Source organism: Microvirga subterranea (assembly GCF_003350535.1).
Taxonomy (GTDB): domain Bacteria; phylum Pseudomonadota; class Alphaproteobacteria; order Rhizobiales; family Beijerinckiaceae; genus Microvirga; species Microvirga subterranea.
This window is the reverse complement of record NZ_QQBB01000002.1, coordinates 1-23,066: the sequence shown is the minus strand read 5'-3', so window position 1 is coordinate 23,066 and position 23,066 is coordinate 1. Positions and strand designations below refer to the sequence as shown.

Sequence of the window (23,066 nt, the reverse complement as noted above, 5' to 3'; positions counted from 1 at the left end):
GGGCTCAAACCTTCGTCAAAAAGGGCGGCGGACATGGCAGTCCGCCGCCCCGTGCAGAAGCCTTACTTCTGGAACGGCTTGTAGTAGGTCGCGATGCCCTTGTTGATCTCGGCGGCTGCCTGCTCGGGGGTCTGCTGGCCGGCGAGCATCTTCTGCACGTTCGACTGCAGCAGAACCGAGCCGCTCGGCTCCTGATAGCGGAAGCGCACGAGCATCAGGTAGGACATGGAGTTCTCGGCAAGCTTCGCCACTTCCTGGGTGATCGGATCCTCGATCTTGATGCCCTTGATCGGCGACAGGTTCTTCAGCTGGTTGGTGAAGGCCGTGCCGTATTCGGGCGTCGCGAGGAAGCGGACGAACTTGAGCGCCGCGTCCTTCTTGTCCGACTTCGCGTTCACCGCATAGCCGCCGTCATAGTAGGTGGCGACGAGCGCCTGGTCGCCGGCCTTCAGCACCGGAGCCGAGAACACGCCGAGGTCGAGCGTGGGGTTCTGGTTCTTGAAGTTGGCGATCTCGTAGGAGCCGCCGGCGAACATCGCGCCGCGTCCCGCCACGAAAAGCTGCTGCGAGGACGGATAGTCGACGCCGGTGAAGTTCGGCGAGAAGTACTGGCTCACGTCCTTCAGCTTCGTAAGGGCGTTGACGAAGCGCGGGTCGGTGAAGTTCGCCTTGCCGGAGACGATGTCCTCCTCGAACTGCTTGCCGAGCATGGAGGACAGGAGGCCGCCGACGATGGTCTCGTTCTGCCACGCGGTCGCGGTGCCGTTGGCGAAGGGGCTGATGTTTTTCGCCTTCAGGGCCTGGGCGACGCTCATCAGCTCGTCCCATGTCTTCGGCGGGTTGAGGCCATTATCCTTGAAGATCTTCTTGTTGTAGACCACGAGCTGGGTCTGCATCGCGAAGGGGACCGCATAGACCTTGCCGTCCGAGCGCAGGGTCTCGGCTGCGAGAGACGCTTCGGGGAAGTTGGCCAGCTCCGGCACGTTCTGCTTGTCGAGCGCCAGCAGGTAGCCCGGCGTCGCGATCGTCTCGAGGTTGCCGTAGGCGCGGACCTGGATGACGTCCGGGCCGCGGCCGGCGGCGAGCGCCGTGGAGAGGATCGTCTGGTAGTTCTCGGGCGCGTAGGTCTCGAACTTGACCGAGATCTCAGGCTCCTTCTCCTGGAACTTCTTGATGATCTCGTTGTAGAAGGCCTTGTCTTCCTGGCGCCAGCTCCAGAAGGTCAGCTCGGTCTTGGCCATTGCGGCGCCGGCCGAGAGTAGGTAGCCGCCAGCGGCGGCGCCGAGCAGAAGTCGTCTCGTCAGTTTCATCTTGAGTTCCCTCATCGTTGAAGTCCTTCCTCCCACCGCAGGGCCTCCGTTCGGGCCTGCCCTGCGGAATTCCGTCATTCGTGTTCGGGCGCCACCACGAGGACCGTGGCGTCGTCGTGGATCTTGACCCGCGGATAGAGCCCCGCCCACGCATCCTCGCGCTCCCGCTTGCGCAACTCCTGCATCAGGCGCTCCCCCTCCCCGGCAGACAGGCCGGCATGAATCGAGGAATCCGAATAGGCAGCGAACACGTCCACGAGGCGCATGAAGCCGTCCGTCGCCAGCACCACCGGCTGCCCGGGCGCGATCGCGGCCTCGAAGCGCAATTGGCGGCCGGCCCAGGGACGGCGCGGGTTCACCACCCAGTAACCTTCCGGATGGTTCAGCCTGGTCCGGTTCTCCTGGATCTGCCGCCTCACCGCCTCCGGCATCGCGCCGGGCTCGCGACTCGCGCCTTCGAGAGCCGCCAGGGTCCGCCGCTCGAAGGGCTTGGAGCGCTCGTCCGTCCACCGGACGATGCCGTTCTCGGTCGGAACCAGGGCGACCACGTCGCCCAGGAAATGCCCTTCGAGGCGCAGCAATCCGCTCGCGGACCGCTCAAGGAGGCGAAGAAAGCCGAGGCAGGCCGAGGGGGCGTGTTCGTCGCCGGGGAGATCCGCATAGGCGGTCTCGGCTTCGAAGGCGCCCCGGATGCTGTGTTCGAGGTGGTCGAAATGCTCCGACCCGCCGTTCGAGGCGAGGTGCGTCAACCTCTCGTCGATCGTGCCGGCGAGCCATGCCGCATCGGAGCCGCCCGAGGTCAATTTGCGGTCCGAGACCCCAGTCGCTCCGTCGATGATCCAAGCCGCATGGCCATGCAATCCCGCTCCGTCTTCGTTGACGTGGGATCCGGGCACGGATTGCCAATGCAGCAACCGGAAGCGGGAATGAGGGCCAGTCTGGTTCACTCCATAACTGGTCTCATATTGGTCGCCCTCTGTCCATACTGGTCTTAAGGGCTTTTCACACCCGGATCGGGGGGCGGGTCGAATCCTAATACGGCAGGCCGGTGTAGTTCTCGGCCAGAGACCGGGATGCCGCCTCGGAGCCGACCAGATAGTCGAACTCCGTCCGTTGCATTCGCCGGCCGAAGGCGTCCGTGTCCGGGAAGGTGTGGAGGATTGAGGTCATCCACCACGAGAAGCGTTCCGCCTTCCAAACCCGCGCCAGAGCCCTGGTCGAATAGGCGTCGATTCCGGCCGGGGAGCGAGCGCCGTAATATTCAATGAAGGCGTCCGCTAGATAACGCACGTCGCTCGCTGCGAGGTTCAGGCCCTTGGCGCCGGTCGGCGGCACGATGTGGGCGGCATCGCCCGCCAGGAACAGGCGTCCGAACCGCAGGGGCTCGGCGACGAAGCTCCTCAAGGGCGCGATGGACTTCTCAATCGAGGGGCCGGTCTGGAGCCTGTCCGCCGTCTCCCTGTTCAGGCGGCTGCGGAGCTCGTCCCAGAAACGCTCGTCGGACCAGTCCTCGACGCGCTCGCCCGCCGGAACCTGAACATAGTAGCGGCTGCGGGTCTCGGAGCGCATGGAGCAGAGGGCGAAGCCGCGGCTGTGATGGGCATAGATCAGCTCCTCCGCCACGGGCGGCCGGTCCACCAGGATGCCGAGCCAGCCGAAGGGATAGACCCGCTCGAAGGTCTTCACCGCACCTTCCGGCACGCTGGCGCGGGAGACGCCGTGATAGCCGTCGCAGCCGGCGATGAAATCGCAGGCGATCTCGTGCTCCACGCCGTCCTTGCGGTAGCGCACCCGCGGGGCCTCGCCGTCGAAATCGTGGAGCGACACGTCCTCGGCCTCGTAGACGGTCGCCGCCCCGGAGGCGTCGCGGGCCTGCATCAGGTCGCGGGTCACCTCTGTCTGGCCGTAGACCATGACGGTCCGGCCGACCAGCTTCCGAAAGTCGAAGCGATGCGTATCGCCGTCGAAGGAGAGCTCGACCCCGTCGTGAACGAGGCCTTCCGCATGCATACGCTCGCTGACGCCTGCGCGTTCCAGCAGCTCGACCGTGCCCTGTTCGAGGACGCCGGCCCGGATGCGGCCGAGCACGTAATCCTGGCTGCGGCGTTCCAGAATGACCGTCTCGATGCCCTCGCTCTCGATCAGCCGCCCGAGAAGAAGTCCGGCCGGCCCGGCGCCGATGATGACAACCTTGGTGCGCATTGTGACGTTCCTCCAGACGGGCGGCTTCGGCCGCCTCTCACAAGAACGGACAATGGGTGCGGATCGGTCCGCGGCCAATGGACAAAGCAGGCAAAGGATAGGACAATTCGAACATCCCAAGCCACACGATCAGAAGACCCGGCCGCCTCATGGAAACGATCCCAACCTATTCCCTTTATGGAGAATTCAAGGATGGCGCGCGAACCGACTGGGTTCATTGCGAGACGATCCAGTCGCGCAGCCGATTGTACAATTACGAGATCCAGCCGCACCGGCACGAGAACCTGTTCCAGATCCTCCACCTCGGGAGCGGCAAGGCGGACATCGTCGTCGACGGCCAGCATGGCCATCTCGAAGGCCCGAGCCTGATCACGCTGCCGCCGATGGTGGTGCACGGCTACTCCTTCCGGCCTGACGTGGAAGGGACCGTGCTGACCCTGTTCCAGGACCGCCTGCCGGCGATCCTCCAGGCGGCAGGGAACATCGAGAGCACCTTCCGGCAGGTGCAGTTCGTGCCGTTGGCCGGGCGTGACGCCATCGCCCGGGCGATCGCGGACGACATCGCTAGCATCGCGGCGGAGTTCGGGACGCGGGAGCCGGGACGGCTCGGGGTCATCGAGGCTCGCCTCGCCCTCGTCCTCATCACGGTCCACCGGCTGCAACGTCTGTCGATCGCCTCGACACCGGGCGTGCGTGACAGGGCGCGCCACCATGCCCTGCGGTTCCGCCAGCTGGTGGATCAGGACTACCGCACCCACAAGCCGGTCGAGGCCTATGCCCGCCGCCTCGGCCTCACGCCGGCCCATCTCAACCGCATCTGCCGCGAGCAGCTCGGCGACACGGCGCTCGGGATGATCCACGAGCGCCTCGTCCTCGAAGCCAAGCGCTATCTCACCTTCACGTCGTTCAGCGCAAAGGAGATCGCGCTCGCCCTCGCATTCGAGGACCCGTCCTACTTCGCGCGCTTCTTCAAGAACAAGACAGGCCTGTCGCCTCTCGGATTCCGGGCGCTCCAGCGTGGACCGTCCACCTGAACCGAGGCCGGGTCCCGACGTTCTCCCGAAAAGGAGACATCCATGGCCGAGACCGAGCGGAAGAACCCAGGCGACGAGGACGTGAGCGGCACGAAGCAGACGGGCGAAGATATCTGCCCGACCTGCAACGGCTCCGGCGAGATCGGGCACAAGGCCTGTCCGGATTGCGGCGGCAGCGGCCGCATCACCGTGATTGTCGGCGATGCCTGACGGGAGCGCTACGTCACGGAGGATTGGAAGGTCAGCTTCCCGACCAGATCCTGCGCCAGCCTCAGCCCGGCGCCGGTGGACACGGCCATCTGCGGCAGCACGAGCCATTCGAGGGTCCAGGCGGCTCCGGAGCGCTCGTTCTCGTGGACGAGCGCCTGGTGCAGGGTTCCGAGGAGGCCCGCATTGAACCGGGCGAGCGTCACCAGCACCTCGGCAGGGACCGGGTTCGACTTGTGCGGCATCGCCGAGGAGCCGCCGCCGGTGGCAAGCCGGACCTCGCCGACCTCGTTCTGCGCCATGAGGGCGACGTCCTGACCGATCTTGCCGAGGGTGCCGGACAGGAGCGAGATCCAGGAGCCGAACTCGCCGATCCGGTCCCGCTGGGAATGCCATTGCGGCGCATAGGCAAGGCCCAGGCGTTCAGCCATGAGGTCGGCGACGGCGTCGCCATGCCCCTTCAGCTCCGCCCGGGTGCCGACTGGTCCGCCGAGCTGGACCGCGAGGAGCCGCGGCGAGAATTCCGCGAGCGCCTCCCTGTGCCGCTCCAGCGGCTGGAGCCAGGTGTCGATCTTGTCGGCGGCCGTGAAGGGCAGCGCCTGCTGCATCCGGGTATGGGCCATGAGCCGCACGGCGCCGTCCCGGGCCTTCAAGGCGTGGAGAGCCTGGAGCAATCCGTCGAGGCGGCGGAGATAAACCTGCACCGCTCCCTTCAGGCGCAGGACCAGCGCCGTGTCGATCACGTCCTGGCTCGTCGCCCCGAAGTGAACGGCCTTGGCATGAGTTTGTCCTACCGCCCCGCGCAATTGTTTGACGAATTCCGGCACCACCACGCCGTCCTGCGCGAGCCCTCGGGCGAGCCGCTCCCAGTCCGGCTTGAAGGTGCGGCAGGCTTCCGCAACGGCGCCCAAGGCTTCCCTGTCGATGAGGCCGACATCGGCCTCGGCGCCGGCGAGCGCCTCCTCCACCTGCAGCATGGCGAAAAGTTCGGCCTCCCTGGTGAAGAAGCCGCCGATCTCCTCGTCTCCGGTGAGGGAGTCGAGGAGCGTGGGGGATGGCGCCGGCATCGTCATGGCGGGAGCTTAGACGGCCTCGAGGGCGATGGAAATGCCCTGGCCGACGCCGACGCACATGGTCGCGAGCGCCCGCTTCTTGCCGCTGAGCTTGAGCTCGAGCGCGGCCGTGCCGGTGATGCGCGCGCCCGACATGCCGAGCGGATGGCCGAGCGCAATGGCGCCGCCGTTCGGGTTCACGTGCGGCGCGTCCTCGGGAATACCGAGCTGGCGCAGAACCGCAATGCCCTGGCTGGCGAAGGCCTCGTTGAGCTCGACCACGTCGAAATCGGTCGGCTTGAGGCCGAGCCGGGCGCAGAGCTTCCTGGTGGAGGGCGCGGGCCCGATACCCATGATGCGCGGCGGCACGCCGGCGGTGGCGCCGCCGACCACGCGGGCGATCGGCTCGAGCCCATACTTCCGCACAGCCTCCTCGGATGCGACGATCAGCGCCGCGGCGCCATCGTTCACGCCCGACGCATTGCCGGCCGTCACGGTGCCGTCCTTGCGGAACGGGGTCGAGAGCTTGGAGAGCCCTTCAAGGGTCGTGTCGCCGCGCGGATGCTCGTCCTTGTCGATCACGATCGGGTCGCCCTTTCGGCGCGGGATCGTCACCGGCACGATCTCCTTGGCGAGCCGCCCGTTCTCCTGCGCGGCCGCAGCCTTCTTCTGCGAGCGCAGCGCAAAGACATCCTGGTCAGCGCGCGAGATCTGGAAGTCCTCGGCCACGTTCTCGCCGGTCTCCGGCATCGAATCGACGCCGTATTGGCTCTTCATCAGCGGATTGATGAAGCGCCAGCCGATGGTGGTATCGAAGATCTCGGCGGCGCGCGAGAACGCCGCCTCCGCCTTCGGCATGACGAAAGGCGCGCGCGACATGGACTCGACGCCGCCCGCGATCATCAGCTCGGCCTCGCCGGCCTTGATGGCGCGCGCGGCCGTGATGACCGCATCCATGCCGGAGCCGCAGAGGCGGTTCATGGTCGTGCCTGGGACGGAACCCGGAAGCCCCGCCAGCAGCAGCGCCATGCGGGCGACGTTACGGTTGTCCTCGCCGGCCTGGTTGGCGCAGCCATAGATCACGTCGTCCACCGCCTCGAAATCGAGATTCGGGTGACGTTCCATGAGGGCTTTCAGCGGAACCGCCCCGAGATCGTCCGCGCGGATACTCGAAAGCGATCCGGCATAGCGGCCGATGGGAGTACGCACATAGGCGCAGATGTAAGCCTCGCGCATGATCACGCTTCCTTCTTGCCGCCGTGGGCCTTTTCGGTGCGCGCCTGAAGATCGCGCAGGGTCTTGAGCTCGAGCTCGGTCGGCGGAGGCGTCTCCTCGACGTTGTCGGCGAAGCGAACCTTCCAGCCGCAGGTCTCCTGCACCTGCTCGCGGGTCACGCCCGGATGCATCGACACGACGGTGAACTCCTTCGTGACCGGATCGGGCTTCCAGACCGCGAGGTCTGTGATGAGCAGCGTCGGGCCCTTCGTGGTGATGCCGAGGCGCTCACGGTCATTGCCGCCTTCGCCGTGGCCGAAGGAGGTGAAGAAGTCGATCTTCTCCACCATGCCGCGGGTCGACTGCTTCATGGTGATGTAGACCTCCTGGCACGAGGTCGCGATCTCCGGAGCGCCGCCGCCACCTGGCAGGCGCACTTTCGGCTTGTTGTAGTCGCCGATCACGGTGGTGTTGATGTTGCCGAAGCGGTCGAGCTGGGCGGCGCCCAGGAAGCCGATGGAGATGCGTCCTCCCTGGAGCCAGTAGCGGAACATCTCCGGCACCGACACGGTGGCCACCGCCGTCTCGCAGAGCTCGCCGTCGCCGATCGACAGAGGCAACACGTCGGGCGCGGTGCCGATGGTGCCGCTTTCGTAGATGAGGGTGACGTCAGGCGCATGGGTGAGGCGCGCGACGTTGCAGGCGGCGGACGGTGCACCGATGCCGACGAAGCACACGTCCTCGTTCGACAGCGCACGCGCGGCCGCGATGGTCATCATCTCGGTGGGAGTAAAGTCGGGCATCTGGCTGTCTCACATTCCCTTGACGCGGGCCGCGAAGGCCTCGGAGCCCACGGCGAGCACGTTGTCTTTCATCCACTGCGTGAACAGGTCGCGATCGGCCGAGATCTTGTCCCATTCGAGATAGGCCGCATTGTCACGGTCGTAGTAGCCGTGCGTATAGGACGGATGCGCTCCGCCCGGCACGTGCACGATCGACGTGATCGTCCAGTGCGGCAGCACGCAGAGGTTCGGATGCAGCCCCTCGAAATCGTCCACGATCTCCTCGACCGTGACGATGGCGCGCTTGGCGGCGAGCACCGCCTCCTTCTGCACGCCAATGATGCCCTCGACCAGGACGTCGCCGCGCCGGTTGGCCTTCTGGGCATGGATAAAGGTCACGTCCGGCCGGTGCGCGGGAACGGCTGCGAGCTCCTCGCCCGTGAACGGGCAGGTCACGCTCTTGATGGCCGGATTGACCTCCTTGAGGCCGGCTCCGCGATAGCCGCGGAACACCGCGCAGGGAAGCCCCGCGGCGCCCGCCTCGTAGGCGTTCGCCATCGCGGCGTGGCTGTGCTCCACGGTCTCAATGGCGCGCGGCCAGCCGTTCTCGATGGCGTCGCGCATGCGGCGCAGGAGACCGACGCCGGGATTGCCCGCATAGGAGAAGATCACCTTCTTGGCGAGCCCCATGCCGATCATCTGGTCATAGATAATGTCCGGCGTCATGCGGATCAGGGTCAGGTCCTTGCGGCCCTGGCGGATGACCTCGTGGGCGGCCGCATGCGGGATGAGATGGGTGAACCCTTCGAACGCGACGGTATCGCCGTCGCGCAGGTTCTCGGCAACGGCCTCCTTGAGGCTCTGGAACTTGGCCATTTTCAGTTTTCAGCTCACGATCAGATGTCGAAGAACACAGTTTCCTTCTCACCCTGGAGATGGATGTCGAAGGTGTAGGTCGGCAGGCCGTTCTCCACGCCGCGCGTGGCGACGAGCGTCGGGATGCGCGCCTTGTGGGCGATGCGCGCCAGGACCGGGCACTCGGCGTTCGCCGCATCCTCGTCGCCGAAGTACATGCGCGTGTGGAGGCCGATATTGATGCCGCGCGCCACGATCCAGAACGTGATGTGCGGCGCCATCAGGCGCCCGTCCTTGTAGGGAACGCGTCCCGGCTTGATCGTCTCGAACTTGTACTCGCCGGTGACGCCGTCGGCAGGCTGGCGGCCCCAGCCGGCGAAGTTCGGGTCGGCGCGCCCGCGGCGCTCCTGCGGGCTGTTGTAGAAGCCCTCCGCATCTGCCTGCCAGATCTCGATGAGAGCGTCCTTCAGCGGATCGCCGGCGCCGTCGTAGACATGCCCCTTGACGATGATCCGCTCGCCCTTCGTCTCGGGGCCGACCAGCACGAGGCCGAGATCCTCCTTCCAGACGCCGGTGATCTCGACCCAGTTCGGGGTCGTGCCGATATGGACGTAGGGTCCCGCGGTCTGGGAGGGCGATTCCTTCAAAAATCCGAGCTTCTGAACCATCAGTTCCCCTCCATCCGGTTCTCGAACATGGTCGAACGGCGCCCGCGCAGGACGATGTCGAACTTGTAGGCGAGCGCATCCATCGGCAGCGTGTTGTTGCGGTCGAGCGCCGCGACGAGTTGCTCGATGGCGGCCTGGTCGGGGATCGTCGAGACGATCGGGCACTGCCAGATCATCGGATCGCCCTCGAAGTACATCTGCGTGATCAGCCGCTGCGCGAAGGCGTGGCCGAAGATTGAGAAGTGGATATGCGCGGGGCGCCAGTCGTTGACGCCGTTCGGCCACGGATAGGCGCCCGGCTTGATCGTGCGGAACCGGTAACGCCCCTCCTCGTCCGTAATCGTGCGGCCGCAGCCGCCGAAATTCGGATCAATGGGAGCGAGGTACGTTTCCTTCTTGTGCCGGTAGCGGCCGCCCGCATTGGCCTGCCAGAACTCGACCAGCGCGCCGGGAACGGGCCGGGCATTCTCGTCCAGCACGCGTCCATAGACGATGATGCGCTGGCCGATCGGTTCACCGGTTTGGACGTAGTTCCGGATCAGGTCGTTGTCGAGCGGCCCGATCTTGTCATGCCCGAAGACCGGCCCGGTCATCTCCGAGATGGTGTTCTCGAGCGACAGGAGCGCCTGCTGCGGCGAGCGCAGCACCGATGTCTTGTACTGCGGCGTGAAGGCCGGCGGATGCCAGTCCCGGTCACGCTGAAAGAAAGGTCCTTGATCCACCATGTCTGCCATCCCGTCCAAATGCGCCGATGCCTCAGCGCGGTTCGGTTTGCCCCTGTGACGTGCCTGCTGCCGTCTCCATCTCCGCAAAGGCCTTCTTGACGATCTTGAAGGCGTGGTTGGCCGCGGGAACGCCCGCATAGACCGCCACATGGAGAAGCGCTTCCTTGATATCTTCCTTGGTCGCGCCGGTGTTGCGGGTCGCGCGCACGTGCATGGCGACCTCCTCGTCCTGGCCGAGCGCCGCGAGCAGCGCGATGGTGACGATCGAGCGCTCCCGCTTGGTGAAGCCGGGACGCGACCACACGGATCCCCAGGCCCCTTCGGTGATGAAGGTCTGGAAATCCTCATCGAATGCGGTCATCTGGGCCGTCGCGCGGTCCACGTGCGCGTCGCCGAGAACCTGGCGGCGGACCGCCATGCCGGCCTTGTAGCGTTCGCTCTTGTCCGTTTCAGCCACGTCCAGCCTCCCGAAGATGGCGCTCGACCAAGTCGATCAACGCCGCAGGTTGTTCGATGCAGGGAATGTGTCCCGCATCGCGGATGATCTCGAAGCGCGCACCGGGAATGAGATCGGCGGTGGTCCGCACCAGATCCGGCGGCGTGGAGCCGTCCTGATCGCCGACCACGCAGAGCGTCGGCGCCGTGATCCTGCCCGCATCGGCCGTCAGATCGGCATCCCGGATCGACGCGCAGGTCCCCGCATAGCCGTGGGCTGGCGTACGGACCAGCATGTTCTTCCAGCCGGTGAAGTCCTCGTCGCGCGTCTCGCGGAACGCCGGCGTGAACCATCGGTCCAGGATGCGGTCGGCGATCGACCCGATTCCGGCGCGTTCGACGGCGCCAATGCGCTCGCTCCACATCTCCGGCGTTCCGATCTTGGCGGCCGTGTCGCAGAGGACGAGCGCCTCGACGCGCTCAGGCGTGCGGACGGCGAGCCGCTGTGCGATCATGCCGCCGACGGAGAGGCCGATGAGAGAGGCGCTCCTCACCCCGAGGTGGTCGAGCAGCGCCAGCAGATCGTCCGCATGATCGTCGATGGTGTACGGCGCCGGCGGAGCGTCCGACAGGCCGTGGCCGCGCTTGTCGTAGAGCACGATCCGGAAGCGGTCGGCGAAGGCCGGGACCACCTCCTGCCAGATGCGCATGTCGCTTCCGAGCGAATTCAGGAACACCAGGGTCGGACCGTCCGCGCGGCCCTGGACCTGATAGTGGAGGACGATGCCGTTTGCGCGGGTGAAAGCCATGGTGTCTCTCAGTGCAGGGAGCCGACGCCGATATAACGCTCGACCAGTTCGTGGTCGGACCGCAGGGTCTCGCTGGTGCCCTGCCAGACGATGCGCCCGCGCTCCAGGATCATGACGGAATCGGCGAAGTCGAGGGCGCTTTCGAGGCGCTGCTCGACGAGCAGGATCGTCATCTCGCCGCTTGCCGCGAGGCGCGAGAAGGCTGCCATCAGCTCGTCGCAGATCACGGGCGCCAGACCCTCGAGCGGCTCGTCGAGGAGGAGCACGGACGGACGGCCCAGGATCGTGCGGGCGGTCGAGAGCATCTGCTGCTCGCCACCCGAGAGCTGCCAACCGAGATTGCGCCGCCGCTCCTTCAGGCGCGGAAACATCTCGTAGGCCTCCTCGATCACGCTGCGCGGCCGGCCCTTGATGCCGACGAGGAGGTTCTCCTCGACGGTGAGCGAGCGGAAGATGTCGCGCGTCTGGGGTACGAGGCCGATGCCCCTCATGGCCCGCTCTGAGCTCTTCGCAGAGGCGATGTCGCTGCCGTCGACGCGGATCTCGCCGCCATAGCGGCGGGTCATTCCCATGAGGCTCGCGAGCAGTGTCGTCTTGCCCATGCCGTTGCGGCCGAGGATCGACAGGCGCGAACCCGCCGGAACGGAGAACGAGAGATCCTCCAGGACCACGGTCGGCCCGTAGCCGGCACTCAGGCCGCGGACATCAAGCGACGCTGCGGGCATTGGCATAGCTCCCCAGATAGGCTTCCCGGACCTTCGGATCGGCCGCCACTTCGGATGGCAATCCTTCGAAGATGATCTCGCCTGCCGCCAGCACCACGACGCGCTTGGCGAAGCGGAAGACGAGATCCATGTCGTGCTCGATCATCAGCACCGCGAGGCTCGGCGGCAGACGCTCCAGCGCCTGCTCGATGCGCGGCGTGTCGCTCGACGGCACCCCCGCCGCCGGCTCGTCGAGGAGCAGCACCTTCGGCCGCAAGGCGAGCGCGATGGCGATCTCCAAAAGACGCTGCTGGCCGTAGGCGATCTCGCGGACCTTGCGGCGTGCGACCTCGATCAACCCCAGGGTCGCGAGGATGCTCTCGACCTCGCCCGAAACCTGGGAGTTGCCGTGGAACCGGCCGAGGAGGCGCGAGGCCTTGCCCTCCCGCTGCAGCACGGTCAGGGTCACGTGCTCTTCCGGCGTCATGTCGGAGAACAGGCGCGTCACCTGGAACGTGCGCACCAGCCCCTTCCGAACGCGGCGGACCGCGCCGAGACCCGTCACGTCCTCGCCGTTGAGGATCACGCGCCCCGCGCTCGGCGCGAGCTGCCCGGTCACGAGGTTGACGAAGGTGGTCTTGCCGGCGCCGTTGGGGCCGATCAGGGCCAGCCGCTCGCCCTCCGGCATGGACAGCGAAATGTCGCGACTGACCGCAAGTCCGCCGAACGACTTCGTGAGGCCTTCGACCCGGAAGAGATCGCTCATGCTTTCCCTCCCCTGGTGCGGCCCCGCGACGGCAGGATAGCGTCCGCGATGCTGCTGAGCCCGCCCGGCAGGGCCAGGACGACGGCGATCAGGAGCGCACCGACCATAGTCATCCAGTGGAACGGGTTGATGGCGGACACCACGTGCTCGAAGCCCATGAAGATCACCGTGCCGATCAGCGCTCCGTAGAGGCTCCCCAGCCCGCCGAGCACCAGCATGACGAGCGCATTGGCGGACAGCTCGAAGCTCACGCTGTCGAGGCCGACGACCTGCGTCGAGATCGCCGCGAGCGCGCCGCCCATCCCGGCCACCGCTCCCGAGATGACGAACATCTTCAGGAGCACCGGGAACACGAAGGCACCCATGGCGCCGATGCGGACCGGGTCCTCCTTGATGCCGCGGCAGAGCATGCCGAACGGCGAGGCCACGACGAATTTCAGGACGACGAAGACGACGACCAGCAGGGCAAGACCGAACAGGTAGGCGGTCTGGCCCCAGAGGTCGAACTCGAACATGCCGAAGAGCGGGCTCAGCATCAGGCCGGCGAGGCCGTCGCTGCCGCCTGTGTAGGCCGAGGCCTTGTTGGCGGCCTCATGGAAGAGCTGCACGATGGCGATGGAGAGGACGAGTTGGGCGAGGCCGTGGGCCCGCAGCATGATCGTGCCCATGAGAAGCCCCGCCGCCGCGCCGGCGATCGCGCCGATCAGGATCAGTGTCAGGGGCTCCGTGACGCCGTTCACGCAGGCGATTCCAGCCGCATAGGCGCCGGCACCGAAGAGCGCCGCCTGGCCGAGGGTCGCAACCCCGCAATAACCGGTGATCAGATCGATCGACAGGACGAGAAGCCCCACCGCAATGACCCGGGTGAGCAACGCGAGGTTGTCCGGGAACAGGAAATAGCCGGCAATCCCCGCGACGATGATCGCCGCGATCCCGATGGCGTCGCGCAGGAACCGGGAGCCGAGGGAAGGAGCGGCAGCGAGCTTTTCAGACTGGGCCAGGGTCTGCATCACTGAGCCTTTCCGAAGAAGCCGCGGGGGAAGACGCACACGATCGCGATGACGGCCGCATAGAAGAAGAAGTTGCCGAAATCGGGCATCAGGTAGCGCCCTGTCGTGTCCACGGCGCCGAGCACGAGGCAGGCGATTACGGCGCCCAGAATCGAGCCGGCGCCCCCGACGGAGACCACGACCAGGAAGGTCACCATGTAGCGCAGCGCGTAATAGGGCTCGATCGGCAGGAATTCGGCTCCGACCACCCCGCCGAAGGCCGCAAGGCCGATGGCGAGTGCGAAGCTCACCGCATAGACCACTTGCGTCTTCACCCCGAGGGCGTCGGCCATGGCGGCGTTGTCCACGGTGGCCCGGAGCTTGATGCCGAAGGCGGTCCGCTCGATCACGTACCAGAGCCCTGCCGCGACCACGAGGCCGCAGGCCATGACGAAGAGCCGGTGCGCCGCGATGGTGCGGAAGCCGACATCGACCGGCTGCGAGAGGCCGGTGGGCAACGGAATCGTCTTGAGGGTCGGGCCGAAGAAATAGTTGGTGATGCCGATGACGCAGAAGGTGATGCCGATGGTCATCAGAACCTGCGTCAGCTCGGAGCTGCCGTAGATGCGGCGGAAGAGAAAGCGCTCCAGCGGGATCGACAGGATGATGGTCCCGATCACCGCCAGGATGATTGCGAAGCCATAGCCCCAGCCGAGATCGCGCGCCACATAGGAAGCGATGTAGCCGGCGATCATCGCGAAGGCGCCGTGCGCGAGGTTGACCACGCGCATGAGGCCCATGGTGAGGGACAGGCCGATGCAGATGATGAAAAGCGCCATGCCGTAGGCAAAGGCGTCGATCCCGATGCTGAGGATGGTCTGCATGTGAATGTCCCGTCGGCCCCAAGGCCCGAGATAGGATCGAAGGCGCGGCCCGAAGGCCGCGCCCGTCCGCATGATGGCGTCGCGCGCCTTACTGCGAGGCGAGACCAGGATCCTTCTGGTTGGCGAAGGTCTCGATCTCCTTGTTGATGAGCTTGCCGTCGGGGCCCTTCACCACCTCGCGGAGATAGATGTTCTCGGTGATGTGGCGCGTGTCGGCGTCGATGCTCACCGGGCCGCGCGGGCTGGTCCAGGAGAGGCCCTTCACCGCATCCACGGCCTTCTGCGCGTCCTGCTTGCCGTCGGTCGCCTCGATCATCTTGTAGATGACATGCATGCCGTCAAAGGCGCCGACCGCCGGGAAGGAGAGCTGGTCCGCACCGCCGATGGCCTTCGTGGCCGCCTCGACGAAGCGCTTGTTCTCGGGCGAGTCGTGCGACACGGCGTAGTGGAACGTGGTGAGGAGGCCGAGCGCGCCGTCGCCGAGCGCCGGCAGGTCCGATTCCTGCGTCAGGTCGCCGGGCGCGAAGAACTTGATGCCGGCCTGCTTGAGGCCCGTCTCGTTGTAGGCCTTCACGAAGCCAAGCGTCGTCGGTCCGGACGGCAGGAACGCGAAGACCGCTTCGGCGCCGGAATCGCGCACGCGCTGCATGATCGGGCTGAAATCGTTGGTGTTGAGCGGCATGCGGATGGCCTCAACCACCTTCCCGCCGGCCGCCTCGAAGGCCTTCTTGAAGGCGTTCTCGGCATCGACGCCTGGGCCGTAGTCGCTCACAGCGGTGACGACCTTCTTGACGCCCCGGTCGACCGCGATCTTGCCGAGCGGCGTCGTGGTCTGCGCCGTCGTGAACGAGGTGCGCACCACCAGCGGCGACTGGGTCATGATGGCCGAGGTCGCGGCGTTGAAGATGACGAGCGGCGCGTTCGCCTGCTTGAGGAGCGGCGTGATCGCGAGCGCATCCGGCGTGAAGTAGACGCCGCCGAGATACTGGACCTTGTCCTTGACGATCAGTTCCTGGGCCAGCGCGCGGGACTGGGCCGGGTTCGCGGCCGGCAGGTCGCGGTAGATGACCTCGACGTCATGGCCCTTCACGCTCTTGCCGTTGAGCGCCATGTAGGCCTCGACGCCAGCCTGGAAGTTCTTGCCCTGCAAGGCGAAGGGCCCGGAGAAGGGACCGATGATGCCGACCTTGACGGTGTCGGCCGACGCAGACACCGATCCGGCGATCAGGGCGCCGACGGCGGCGCAAAGAAGCTTCTTCACAGATGACATTCTCGTCCCTCCCTGGAGCCGCCTCGATCTCGTTCGGCAGGATCTGCGGTCTCGGTCTCTGGCACACATCTTGTTCGCATAACGAACATTGATTACCATTGCGAACATGAAGTACAAATCCCGGGCCGGTGTCAAGGCCACGGAAGGCGACCGCACCAAATGTCTCAGGAGCTTCCATGACTAATACGGAGATGGACGAGGCGGCCGTAGGCGATCGCGATTTCGTCGCGAGTCTGGAGAAGGGCCTCGCAGTCATCGAGGCCTTCGACGCCAGCCGCCCCCGCCTTACCTTGACCGAGGTCGCCAAGCTCACCGGCATCACCCGCGCCGGCGCGCGCCGCTATCTGCGCACCCTCACGAAGCTGAACTATGCCAATTTCGACGGGCGCTACTTCAGCCTCAATCCACGGATCCTTCGGCTAGGCTATGCCTACTTGGCCTCGACCTCCCACTCCATCCGCCTTCAGCCCTTCCTGGAGCGGATCTCGGAGCAGACGGGAGAATCGAGCTCGGCCGCCATGCTGGACGGGGACGACATCGTCTACATCGCCCGTTCCGCGACCCGCCGCATCATGTCGATCGGGCTCGGCGTCGGGAGCCGGCTCCCGGCCTATTGCACGTCGCTCGGGCGGGCGATCCTCGCGTTTCAGCCGGAGGCGGAGATCGAGGCCTACCTTCAGCGGGTCCGGCTCGAGCCGAGGACGCCCAAGACCATCACGGACAAGGACCAGTTCCGTGGAGCCCTCCAGGCTGTCCGCAACCAGGGCTACTCGGTCGTCGACGAGGAGCTCGAATACGGGCTGCGCTCAATCGCCGTGCCGCTCGTCCAGAAGGACGGCGCCGTGACGATCGCCCTGAACATCAGCGCCCAAGCCGCCCGGGCCACGGTGGCCGAGATGGAGGAGCGCCTCCTCCCGGCTCTGCGGGACGCGAGCGAGGCCCTCCGCTACACGTACTAAGGACCGGGAGAGTCCTCTGCGACAATCCTTCACGACGCTCAGAGCCGGGAAGGCCTTACATCAGGCGCATCCATCGCTTTCGAAAATCGACGGCACACGATAAAGCGCCCTTCATGAACTACATCGTCCTCGACCTGGAAACGGCCAACCCGGACTGCGCCTCCATCTGCCAGATCGGCATCGTGCTGGTCGAGAACGGCGAGACCGTCGGCACCGTCTCGTACCTGATCGATCCGGAAGACCGGTTCGACCACTGGAACATCAAGGTCCACGGCATCCGCCCCGAGCATGTGGCCGGCCGGCCGACCTTTGCGGACCTCCTGCCGGAGATTGCAGGCCTGATCGGGGGGCGGATCGTCGTGACCCATGGATCGTTCGACCGCATCGCGATCACCAAGGCCTGTCAGAAGTATAACCTCCCCCTCCTGGAGGCCCGCTGGCTCGACAACCAGACCGTGGTGCGCCGGACCTGGCCGCAATTCTCCCGGCGCGGCTATTCGCTGGGAAACCTCGCGGCCCATTTCGATATCGCGTTTCAGCACCACGACGCGCTTGAGGATGCCATCGCGACGGCCGAGATCTTCCGACGTGCGTTGACCGAGAGCGGCCGCACCGCAAGCGAATGGGCGTCTGGCGTCTCCCGGCAGCCGGGCTCGGCCGCTCCGATCCTGGTGCAGGGGGTGAGCGGCGGTCCCTTCTCAGGCCGGACGATCGTATTCACGGGCCGCATGCAGGTCGCGCGCAAGGAAGCCGCCCGCCGTGCGGCAGAGCTTGGCTTCACGGTTGCGGGAGCCGTGTCTCCGGCGACGACCCATCTCTGCGTCGGCGGGAACGGAACCGGCACCGCGATGAGTTCCAAGGGGCGCGAGGCGGAGCGGTTGAGATCGGGCGGCCATCAGGTCTCGATCATCACCGAGGACGAGTTCTGGCAGCTTCTATCCCGATGAGCGCGGGAATCGAACCCGGGGCCCTCATCTACACGGATGGCGCCTGCATCGGCAGCGGCGGCTCTTGTCCCGGCGGATATGCCGCCCTGATCCTCATCGGAGGCGACGAGCGGATCGTCGTCGGGCAGAGTCTTTCGACAACCAATACGGCCATGGAGCTCATGGGCGTCATCCAGGCTCTCGAAGCCCTGCCGCCCGCAATCGCCGCCCAGGTCCACACCGATAGCCAGTACGTCATCACCGGAGCGACCGTTTCTCTCCCCTGGTGGCGGTCCCGGCGCTGGCGAATCGTGAAGGGCGGCAAGGTCGCCAACCGGGACATGTGGCAGCGCCTGGCTGCGCTCCTGGAGGAGAGGACCGTCACCTGGACCTGGATCCGTGGCCATTCCGGCCATCCCAGGAACGAGCAGGTCCATCTCCTGGCCTACCAGGAGGCACGACAGGCCGCGGCGGCTAGGTCATCCCGGAGCCGGGGCCTTCGCCGACCTTGACAAAGATTGATCGAAATTCCGCTTCCGGACGTTAATGGTGTGGATCCACCTGCGCCACGAAGGAAACACTATGGTTACGCTTGAGATCGCCGGGAAGGCCGTTGCCGTCACCAATGCCGACGAGGATCAGGCCCGGGACCTCTTTCTCAGCAAGAGCTTCAAAGATGACCTGATGTCGTTTAAGAGCGAGGGGCGTCCCCTGTGGGACGGATCGGCTGCCTTGACGACCCGGAGCGCATCGGAAGACGAGATCGATGCTTTCAATGAGGCTCTGGACGAAGAGGAAGAGGACGAAGACGAGGATTTTGACGGCGATCTCGACATCGATGTCGTTTTCCTGGTCTCAATCGATGAAATAGACGATAGCGCCGCCTCAGGCTGATGATCTTACCGGAGCCCGGAACGGCTCCTCAGAAAACGGTTCAGCCGCAAACACATGCCCTTTCCAAAGACCAATCCCAGCCTCGAGCGCGCCCTCGCAGATCGAGGCTACCAGGAGCCGACGCCCGTTCAGGCCGCCGTGCTCGATCCCGGCGTCCTCGACCGGGACCTTCTCGTCTCAGCCCAGACCGGCTCCGGCAAGACCGTCGCCTACGGCCTCGCCCTCGCCTCGACCCTGCTGGGTGATGCGGAGCGTTTCGACCCTCCCCGGGAGCCGCTGGCGCTCGTCATCGCCCCGACCCGCGAGCTTGCCCTTCAGGTCAATCGCGAGCTGATCTGGCTCTATGGCCCGGCCGGCGCACGCGTCGCGACCTGCGTCGGCGGCATGGACGTGCGCCGTGAACAGCGCGCCCTCGAGGACGGGTGTCACATCGTGGTCGGCACCCCTGGACGTCTGCGCGACCACCTGGAGCGCGGCCGGCTCGACACGTCGAAGCTGCGCGCGGTCGTGCTCGACGAGGCGGACGAGATGCTCGATCTCGGCTTCAGGGAGGATCTCGAATTCATCCTCGACGCAACGCCCGCCGAGCGCCGCACGCTCCTGTTCTCGGCCACGATTCCGAAGAACATCGCTACCCTCGCGCGGCGCTACCAGCGCGATGCGGCCCGGATCGACACCTTGGTGGAGAACCAGCCTCACGGCGACATCGAGTACCGCGCCATCAGGCTCGCCCCGAACGAGGTCGAGCACGGCGTCGTCAACGTGCTGCGCTTCTACGAGAGTCGCGGCGCCATGGTCTTCTGCCATACGCGCGAAGCCGTGCGGCACCTGCACGCGAGCCTGCTCGAACGCGGTTTCGCGGCGGTCGCGCTCTCGGGCGAACTCAGCCAGAGCGAGCGCAGCCACGCCCTACAGGCTCTGCGCGACGGTCGCGCCCGCGTCTGCGTGGCGACCGATGTGGCGGCACGCGGCATCGACCTGCCCGATCTCGGCCTCGTGATCCACGCCGACCTGCCGAACGACCACGAAACGCTCCTGCACCGCAGCGGCCGGACGGGCCGAGCGGGCCGCAAGGGCGTCTGCGTCATGCTCGTTCCCTTTACGCGCCGCCGCAAGGCCGAGAGGCTCATCGATGCGGCGCGCGTCGACGTCACCTGGGGCGGCGCGCCGTCCGCGGACGAGATCCGATTGAAGGATCGCGAGCGGCTTCTCAAGGATCCGGTCTTCTCGGAAGAAACGACCGAGGAGGACGCCGCGACGGCCCAGGCCCTGCTGGGGCAGTTCTCGGCCGAGGAGATCGCCGCCACCCTGGTCCGCTCCTTCAGGTCGCGGCTGCCTGCGCCCGAGGAGATTGTCGATGCCGGCCCCGAGCGCCCGCGGCGCGAAAAGCGGGAGTTCCGGGAGGACGACGACCGTCGCGGCCCGCGCGAGCGACGCGACGGCGAGAGCCACCGGAGCTCCGAGGACATGGTCTGGTTCCGGATGAATGTCGGCCGGCGCAACAACGCCGACCCACGCTGGCTCCTGCCGATCATCTGCCGTCTCGGCCATGTGACGAAGAAGGAGATCGGCTCGATTCGAATCTTCGATCAGGATACGAGATTCGAGATCGCCCAGTCGGTCGCCCCTCGCTTTGCCTCGGCCGTGCGCAAGACCAACGACGAGGACATTCGAATCGAGCCGGCCGAGGGTGCCCGCGCCGAGCACCGCGGCGGCAAGAAGGCGGCTCCGGCGAAAGGCGGCAAGAAGCCTTATCCGGGCAAGAAGCCCCATCCGGGAAAGAAGAAGGATCGCGCCGATAAAGCGCGCCGGACCTGACTTCGACGAGGACCCTCGCCCGCTTCTGCTCGCGAGGGTCTCTCACCTCTCAGCGCAACGCGGCGATCCTCGGCGGCACTGATGCCTCGGACACCGCCTTGCCGTAGAGCCCGCGATTGGCGACATCGGGGCTCAGCGAGTCGGTGAGACCGATCACCGTCTCGGCTGCTCCGAGAAGCAGCGCCCCGTCGGGCGCCATGGCTTTGGCCAGCCTCTCGAGGACGTCGGATTTCGTCGGCTTGTCGAAATAGATCAGGACGTTGCGGCAATAGATGATGTCGAACGTGCCGAGATGCCCGAATTCTTTGATGAGGTTGAGCGGGCGGTAATCCACCATCGCGCGGATCTGCGGCGAGATCTGCCACTGATCCCCGTTCTGCTTGAAATACTTCACGAGGAGTTGGATCGGCAGACCGCGCTGCACCTCGAATTGATTGTAGATGCCGGCTTTCGCCTTCTCCAGGACCTCGGTCGAGATGTCCGTGGCGACGATCTGCACCTGCCAGCCGGCGAGGCGCGCTGAGGCTTCGTTGAGGAGCATGGCGAGCGAATAGGGCTCCTGGCCGGTCGAAGCGGCCGCACACCAGATCCGCAGGCGCCGCGCTCCTGCGCGGGCCGTGAGGTATCGCGGCAGCAGCACGTCGCGGAAGAGGTCGAACGGCCCCTTGTCCCGGAAGAAGAACGTCTCGTTCGTTGTCATCGCCTCGACGACGGCGGTCTCGAGGCCTGGGGTGCGGCCCACCTTGAGCGCTCCCACGAGTCCCGAGAGCGTGTCCAGCTCGAAGCGGCGGCAGATCGGGCTCAGGCGGCTTTCCACGAGGTAGCGCTTCTCGGGCGTCAGCGCGAGACCGGAGCGGGTTTTGAGGAAGCCGCACAGGAACTGGAAATCGAGTTCGGTCATGGTGTCGACCCGGTGATATGACCCTTGAGGACGGGTCCGATGGCTTCGAGAGGGAGGATGTCTTGCGCGAGACCCGCCTTGGCGACGCTGCCCGGCATGCCCCAGACGGTGCTCGTGGCCTCGTCCTGGGCAAGGACCGTGCCGCCCGCCTGGACGACGGAGCGGGAACCGTGCGTCCCGTCGGACCCCATGCCGGTGAGGATGACCGCGAGCGCGGAGTTGCCGAAGATGGAGGCCGCATCGCGGAAGAGCACGTCGACCGCAGGGCGGCAGAAATTCTCCGCCGGCCCGTCGTCGAGGCGGATGAGCGCGCCCGACGAGGTGCCTGACAGACCCATATGGCGACCGCCCGGCGCGATGAAGATCGTTCCCGGCACGAGGGGTTCGCCGTCGCGCGGCTCGCAGGCCCTGACGCCGAACTGCGCGCGCAGGTGATCCGCGAAGACGGCCGTGAACATCGGCGGCATGTGCTGCACGATGAGGATCGGCACCTTCTGGATCGCGGCACCTAGACCGCCGAGCACCTGCTCGACTGCGCGCGGCCCGCCGGTCGAGGCGCCGATGAGAAGGACCTTCGGCCGCGACAGGATGGGCTTGAAGGCTGGGCGGGTGCTCGTCGCGGCAAGCCGCACCGGCCGTGCGCGGGAGCCTGCATGGGCCTTGAGCTTTTCGATCAGGTCGCGGCGGAAATCGTCCGATGTGGACTTTTCCCGCTGCGATTCCGGCTTCGCCAGATAATCGACCGCCCCGAGGGACAGGCACTTCACGGAGATCTCGGCATTGCGCCGGGTCAGGGTGGAGACGACGATCACCTTCGTGCCGGGCCGCCGCTTCAGAATGAGCGGGAGGGCGGCCACGCCGTCCAGCTCCGGCATTTCCAGATCGAGCAGCACGATGTCCGGCTCGAAGCGCTCCAGCGCATCCACGGCGATGCGACCGTTGGCGGCCGTGGTGACGACGTCGAACTGACCGGTCTCGTTGATCCAGCGGGCGACGAGCCCCCGGATGACGACGCTGTCGTCAACGACCATCACACGCGTCCGCGGTGACCCGGCGGGGGATGTCAGGGAGGCGGACTCTGCAATCATGAATGAACTCGACGATGATCTAAGAAATGCTGACGTGGAAAGCGGCAGGCTTAAATGATGCCCGCATCCTGGAATTTCGCCGCGACGATATCCTTGTCGAACGGCTTCATGATGTATTCGTTGGCGCCCGCCTCGAGCGCCCGCGAGATGTGGGCGATGTCGTTCTCCGTCGTGCAGAAGATGATCTTCGGCTCGTCGCCACCGGGGATCTGGCGCACCTGCATGAGGAACTCGTAGCCGTCCATTACGGGCATGTTCCAGTCGAGCAGCACCACGTCGGGCATCTCGGCGCGGCACATGTCGAGGGCTTTCTCCCCGTTCTCGGCTTCGGAAACGCGGAACCTCATGTCTTCCAGAATGCGGCGGGACACTTTGCGGATGACCGAGGAATCATCGACGACCAGGCAATATTTCATGGCCTCAAACTCCAGAAGTTTCTTATGCGGCTTGTTGAATATCGAATTGAAGGACTTGATCGACGTTTAGGATGACGAGGAGTGTTGCGTTGAGCTGGTGGACGCCGTGTGAGAGGCTGGCCCATCGCGGGTCGAGGTGGACCGGGTTGGGCTGCAG

26 protein-coding genes are annotated in these 23,066 nt (G+C 66.1%); 7 read left to right on the top strand and 19 right to left on the bottom strand.

The window, feature by feature from the left end:
- Nucleotides 1-62: 62 nt before the first annotated feature.
- The 3 genes from DES45_RS04830 to pobA form a co-directional block, all read right to left on the bottom strand.
- The gene (locus DES45_RS04830) at nucleotides 63-1,310 is read right to left on the bottom strand and encodes an extracellular solute-binding protein (protein ID WP_114769426.1); all 1,248 of its coding nucleotides are present in this window, start codon (nucleotides 1,308-1,310) and stop codon (nucleotides 63-65) included.
- A gap of 74 nt (nucleotides 1,311-1,384) precedes the next feature.
- On the bottom strand, nucleotides 1,385-2,206 hold the full coding sequence (locus tag DES45_RS04825; RefSeq protein WP_147282345.1) for a hypothetical protein: 822 nt from the start codon (nucleotides 2,204-2,206) through the stop codon (nucleotides 1,385-1,387).
- Nucleotides 2,207-2,342: 136 nt separating this feature from the next.
- Nucleotides 2,343-3,512, bottom strand: coding sequence for a 4-hydroxybenzoate 3-monooxygenase (gene pobA / locus DES45_RS04820; protein WP_114768875.1), 1,170 nt, complete (start codon nucleotides 3,510-3,512; stop codon nucleotides 2,343-2,345).
- A gap of 149 nt (nucleotides 3,513-3,661) precedes the next feature.
- On the opposite strand from pobA, the gene DES45_RS04815 reads away from it, so the two are divergent.
- Both DES45_RS04815 and DES45_RS25005 read left to right on the top strand, forming a co-directional pair.
- Nucleotides 3,662-4,546 (top strand): helix-turn-helix domain-containing protein, encoded by an 885-nt coding sequence (locus tag DES45_RS04815; protein ID WP_114768874.1) that lies wholly within the window; start codon nucleotides 3,662-3,664, stop codon nucleotides 4,544-4,546.
- A 42-nt stretch (nucleotides 4,547-4,588) separates the two neighbouring features.
- Nucleotides 4,589-4,756 carry a hypothetical protein gene (locus DES45_RS25005; protein ID WP_170151396.1) on the top strand — a complete coding sequence of 56 codons (168 nt, stop codon included), beginning with the start codon at nucleotides 4,589-4,591 and terminating at the stop codon, nucleotides 4,754-4,756.
- 8 nt (nucleotides 4,757-4,764) lie between these two features.
- On the opposite strand, the gene DES45_RS04810 is transcribed toward DES45_RS25005, so the two are convergent.
- The 13 genes from DES45_RS04810 to DES45_RS04750 all read right to left on the bottom strand — a co-directional run bounded on the left by DES45_RS04810 (nucleotide 4,765) and on the right by DES45_RS04750 (nucleotide 15,898).
- Entirely contained in the window at nucleotides 4,765-5,826 is a 1,062-nt protein-coding gene (locus DES45_RS04810) for a 3-carboxy-cis,cis-muconate cycloisomerase (protein WP_114768873.1), read from the bottom strand.
- A 9-nt stretch (nucleotides 5,827-5,835) separates the two neighbouring features.
- Nucleotides 5,836-7,041 (bottom strand): 3-oxoadipyl-CoA thiolase, encoded by a 1,206-nt coding sequence (gene pcaF / locus DES45_RS04805; protein WP_114768872.1) that lies wholly within the window; start codon nucleotides 7,039-7,041, stop codon nucleotides 5,836-5,838.
- 2 nt (nucleotides 7,042-7,043) lie between these two features.
- Entirely contained in the window at nucleotides 7,044-7,823 is a 780-nt protein-coding gene (locus DES45_RS04800) for a CoA-transferase subunit beta (RefSeq protein ID WP_114768871.1), read from the bottom strand.
- Nucleotides 7,824-7,832: 9 nt separating this feature from the next.
- The gene (locus tag DES45_RS04795) at nucleotides 7,833-8,678 is read right to left on the bottom strand and encodes a CoA transferase subunit A (protein WP_114768870.1); all 846 of its coding nucleotides are present in this window, start codon (nucleotides 8,676-8,678) and stop codon (nucleotides 7,833-7,835) included.
- 20 nt (nucleotides 8,679-8,698) lie between these two features.
- A complete protein-coding gene (gene pcaG, locus DES45_RS04790; RefSeq protein WP_114768869.1) occupies nucleotides 8,699-9,325 on the bottom strand; it encodes a protocatechuate 3,4-dioxygenase subunit alpha in 627 nt (208 codons plus the stop codon).
- On the bottom strand, nucleotides 9,325-10,050 hold the full coding sequence (gene pcaH, locus DES45_RS04785; RefSeq protein ID WP_425374260.1) for a protocatechuate 3,4-dioxygenase subunit beta: 726 nt from the start codon (nucleotides 10,048-10,050) through the stop codon (nucleotides 9,325-9,327). Before pcaH ends, pcaG begins: the two co-directional genes overlap by 1 nt.
- Before the next feature lie 31 nt (nucleotides 10,051-10,081).
- The gene (gene pcaC / locus DES45_RS04780; protein WP_210272521.1) at nucleotides 10,082-10,468 is read right to left on the bottom strand and encodes a 4-carboxymuconolactone decarboxylase; all 387 of its coding nucleotides are present in this window, start codon (nucleotides 10,466-10,468) and stop codon (nucleotides 10,082-10,084) included.
- 31 nt (nucleotides 10,469-10,499) lie between these two features.
- Entirely contained in the window at nucleotides 10,500-11,294 is a 795-nt protein-coding gene (gene pcaD / locus DES45_RS04775) for a 3-oxoadipate enol-lactonase (RefSeq protein WP_114768866.1), read from the bottom strand.
- An 8-nt stretch (nucleotides 11,295-11,302) separates the two neighbouring features.
- Nucleotides 11,303-12,019, bottom strand: a complete 717-nt coding sequence (locus DES45_RS04770) for an ABC transporter ATP-binding protein (protein WP_114768865.1) — start codon at nucleotides 12,017-12,019, stop codon at nucleotides 11,303-11,305.
- The gene (locus tag DES45_RS04765; RefSeq protein ID WP_114768864.1) at nucleotides 12,000-12,764 is read right to left on the bottom strand and encodes an ABC transporter ATP-binding protein; all 765 of its coding nucleotides are present in this window, start codon (nucleotides 12,762-12,764) and stop codon (nucleotides 12,000-12,002) included. Before DES45_RS04765 ends, DES45_RS04770 begins: the two co-directional genes overlap by 20 nt.
- Entirely contained in the window at nucleotides 12,761-13,774 is a 1,014-nt protein-coding gene (locus tag DES45_RS04760) for a branched-chain amino acid ABC transporter permease (RefSeq protein WP_114768863.1), read from the bottom strand. Before DES45_RS04760 ends, DES45_RS04765 begins: the two co-directional genes overlap by 4 nt.
- Nucleotides 13,774-14,637, bottom strand: a complete 864-nt coding sequence (locus tag DES45_RS04755; RefSeq protein ID WP_114768862.1) for a branched-chain amino acid ABC transporter permease — start codon at nucleotides 14,635-14,637, stop codon at nucleotides 13,774-13,776. Before DES45_RS04755 ends, DES45_RS04760 begins: the two co-directional genes overlap by 1 nt.
- A gap of 88 nt (nucleotides 14,638-14,725) precedes the next feature.
- A complete protein-coding gene (locus DES45_RS04750) occupies nucleotides 14,726-15,898 on the bottom strand; it encodes an ABC transporter substrate-binding protein (RefSeq protein ID WP_170151425.1) in 1,173 nt (390 codons plus the stop codon).
- A gap of 185 nt (nucleotides 15,899-16,083) precedes the next feature.
- On the opposite strand from DES45_RS04750, the gene DES45_RS04745 reads away from it, so the two are divergent.
- The 5 genes from DES45_RS04745 (at nucleotide 16,084) to DES45_RS04725 (ending at nucleotide 20,504) form a co-directional block, all read left to right on the top strand.
- Entirely contained in the window at nucleotides 16,084-16,866 is a 783-nt protein-coding gene (locus DES45_RS04745) for an IclR family transcriptional regulator domain-containing protein (protein ID WP_114768860.1), read from the top strand.
- A gap of 113 nt (nucleotides 16,867-16,979) precedes the next feature.
- A complete protein-coding gene (locus DES45_RS04740) occupies nucleotides 16,980-17,813 on the top strand; it encodes an exonuclease domain-containing protein (protein WP_114768859.1) in 834 nt (277 codons plus the stop codon).
- A complete protein-coding gene (locus DES45_RS04735) occupies nucleotides 17,810-18,304 on the top strand; it encodes a ribonuclease H family protein (protein WP_114768858.1) in 495 nt (164 codons plus the stop codon). The genes DES45_RS04740 and DES45_RS04735 overlap by 4 nt, the downstream gene beginning before the upstream one ends.
- 70 nt (nucleotides 18,305-18,374) lie before the next feature.
- Entirely contained in the window at nucleotides 18,375-18,686 is a 312-nt protein-coding gene (locus DES45_RS04730; RefSeq protein WP_114769425.1) for a hypothetical protein, read from the top strand.
- A 54-nt stretch (nucleotides 18,687-18,740) separates the two neighbouring features.
- Nucleotides 18,741-20,504 (top strand): DEAD/DEAH box helicase, encoded by a 1,764-nt coding sequence (locus DES45_RS04725; protein ID WP_114768857.1) that lies wholly within the window; start codon nucleotides 18,741-18,743, stop codon nucleotides 20,502-20,504.
- A 49-nt stretch (nucleotides 20,505-20,553) separates the two neighbouring features.
- On the opposite strand, the gene DES45_RS04720 is transcribed toward DES45_RS04725, so the two are convergent.
- From DES45_RS04720 to DES45_RS04710, 3 genes are read right to left on the bottom strand one after another with little or no spacing between them, the layout of a single operon-like run.
- Nucleotides 20,554-21,405 carry a CheR family methyltransferase gene (locus DES45_RS04720; protein WP_114768856.1) on the bottom strand — a complete coding sequence of 284 codons (852 nt, stop codon included), beginning with the start codon at nucleotides 21,403-21,405 and terminating at the stop codon, nucleotides 20,554-20,556.
- Complete coding sequence (locus DES45_RS04715) at nucleotides 21,402-22,493, bottom strand: protein-glutamate methylesterase/protein-glutamine glutaminase (RefSeq protein ID WP_425374259.1); 1,092 nt, start codon at nucleotides 22,491-22,493, stop codon at nucleotides 21,402-21,404. Before DES45_RS04715 ends, DES45_RS04720 begins: the two co-directional genes overlap by 4 nt.
- A gap of 50 nt (nucleotides 22,494-22,543) precedes the next feature.
- Nucleotides 22,544-22,909: a response regulator gene (locus DES45_RS04710; RefSeq protein WP_114768854.1), complete on the bottom strand. Its 366-nt coding sequence runs from the start codon at nucleotides 22,907-22,909 to the stop codon at nucleotides 22,544-22,546.
- Nucleotides 22,910-23,066: the final 157 nt, after the last annotated feature.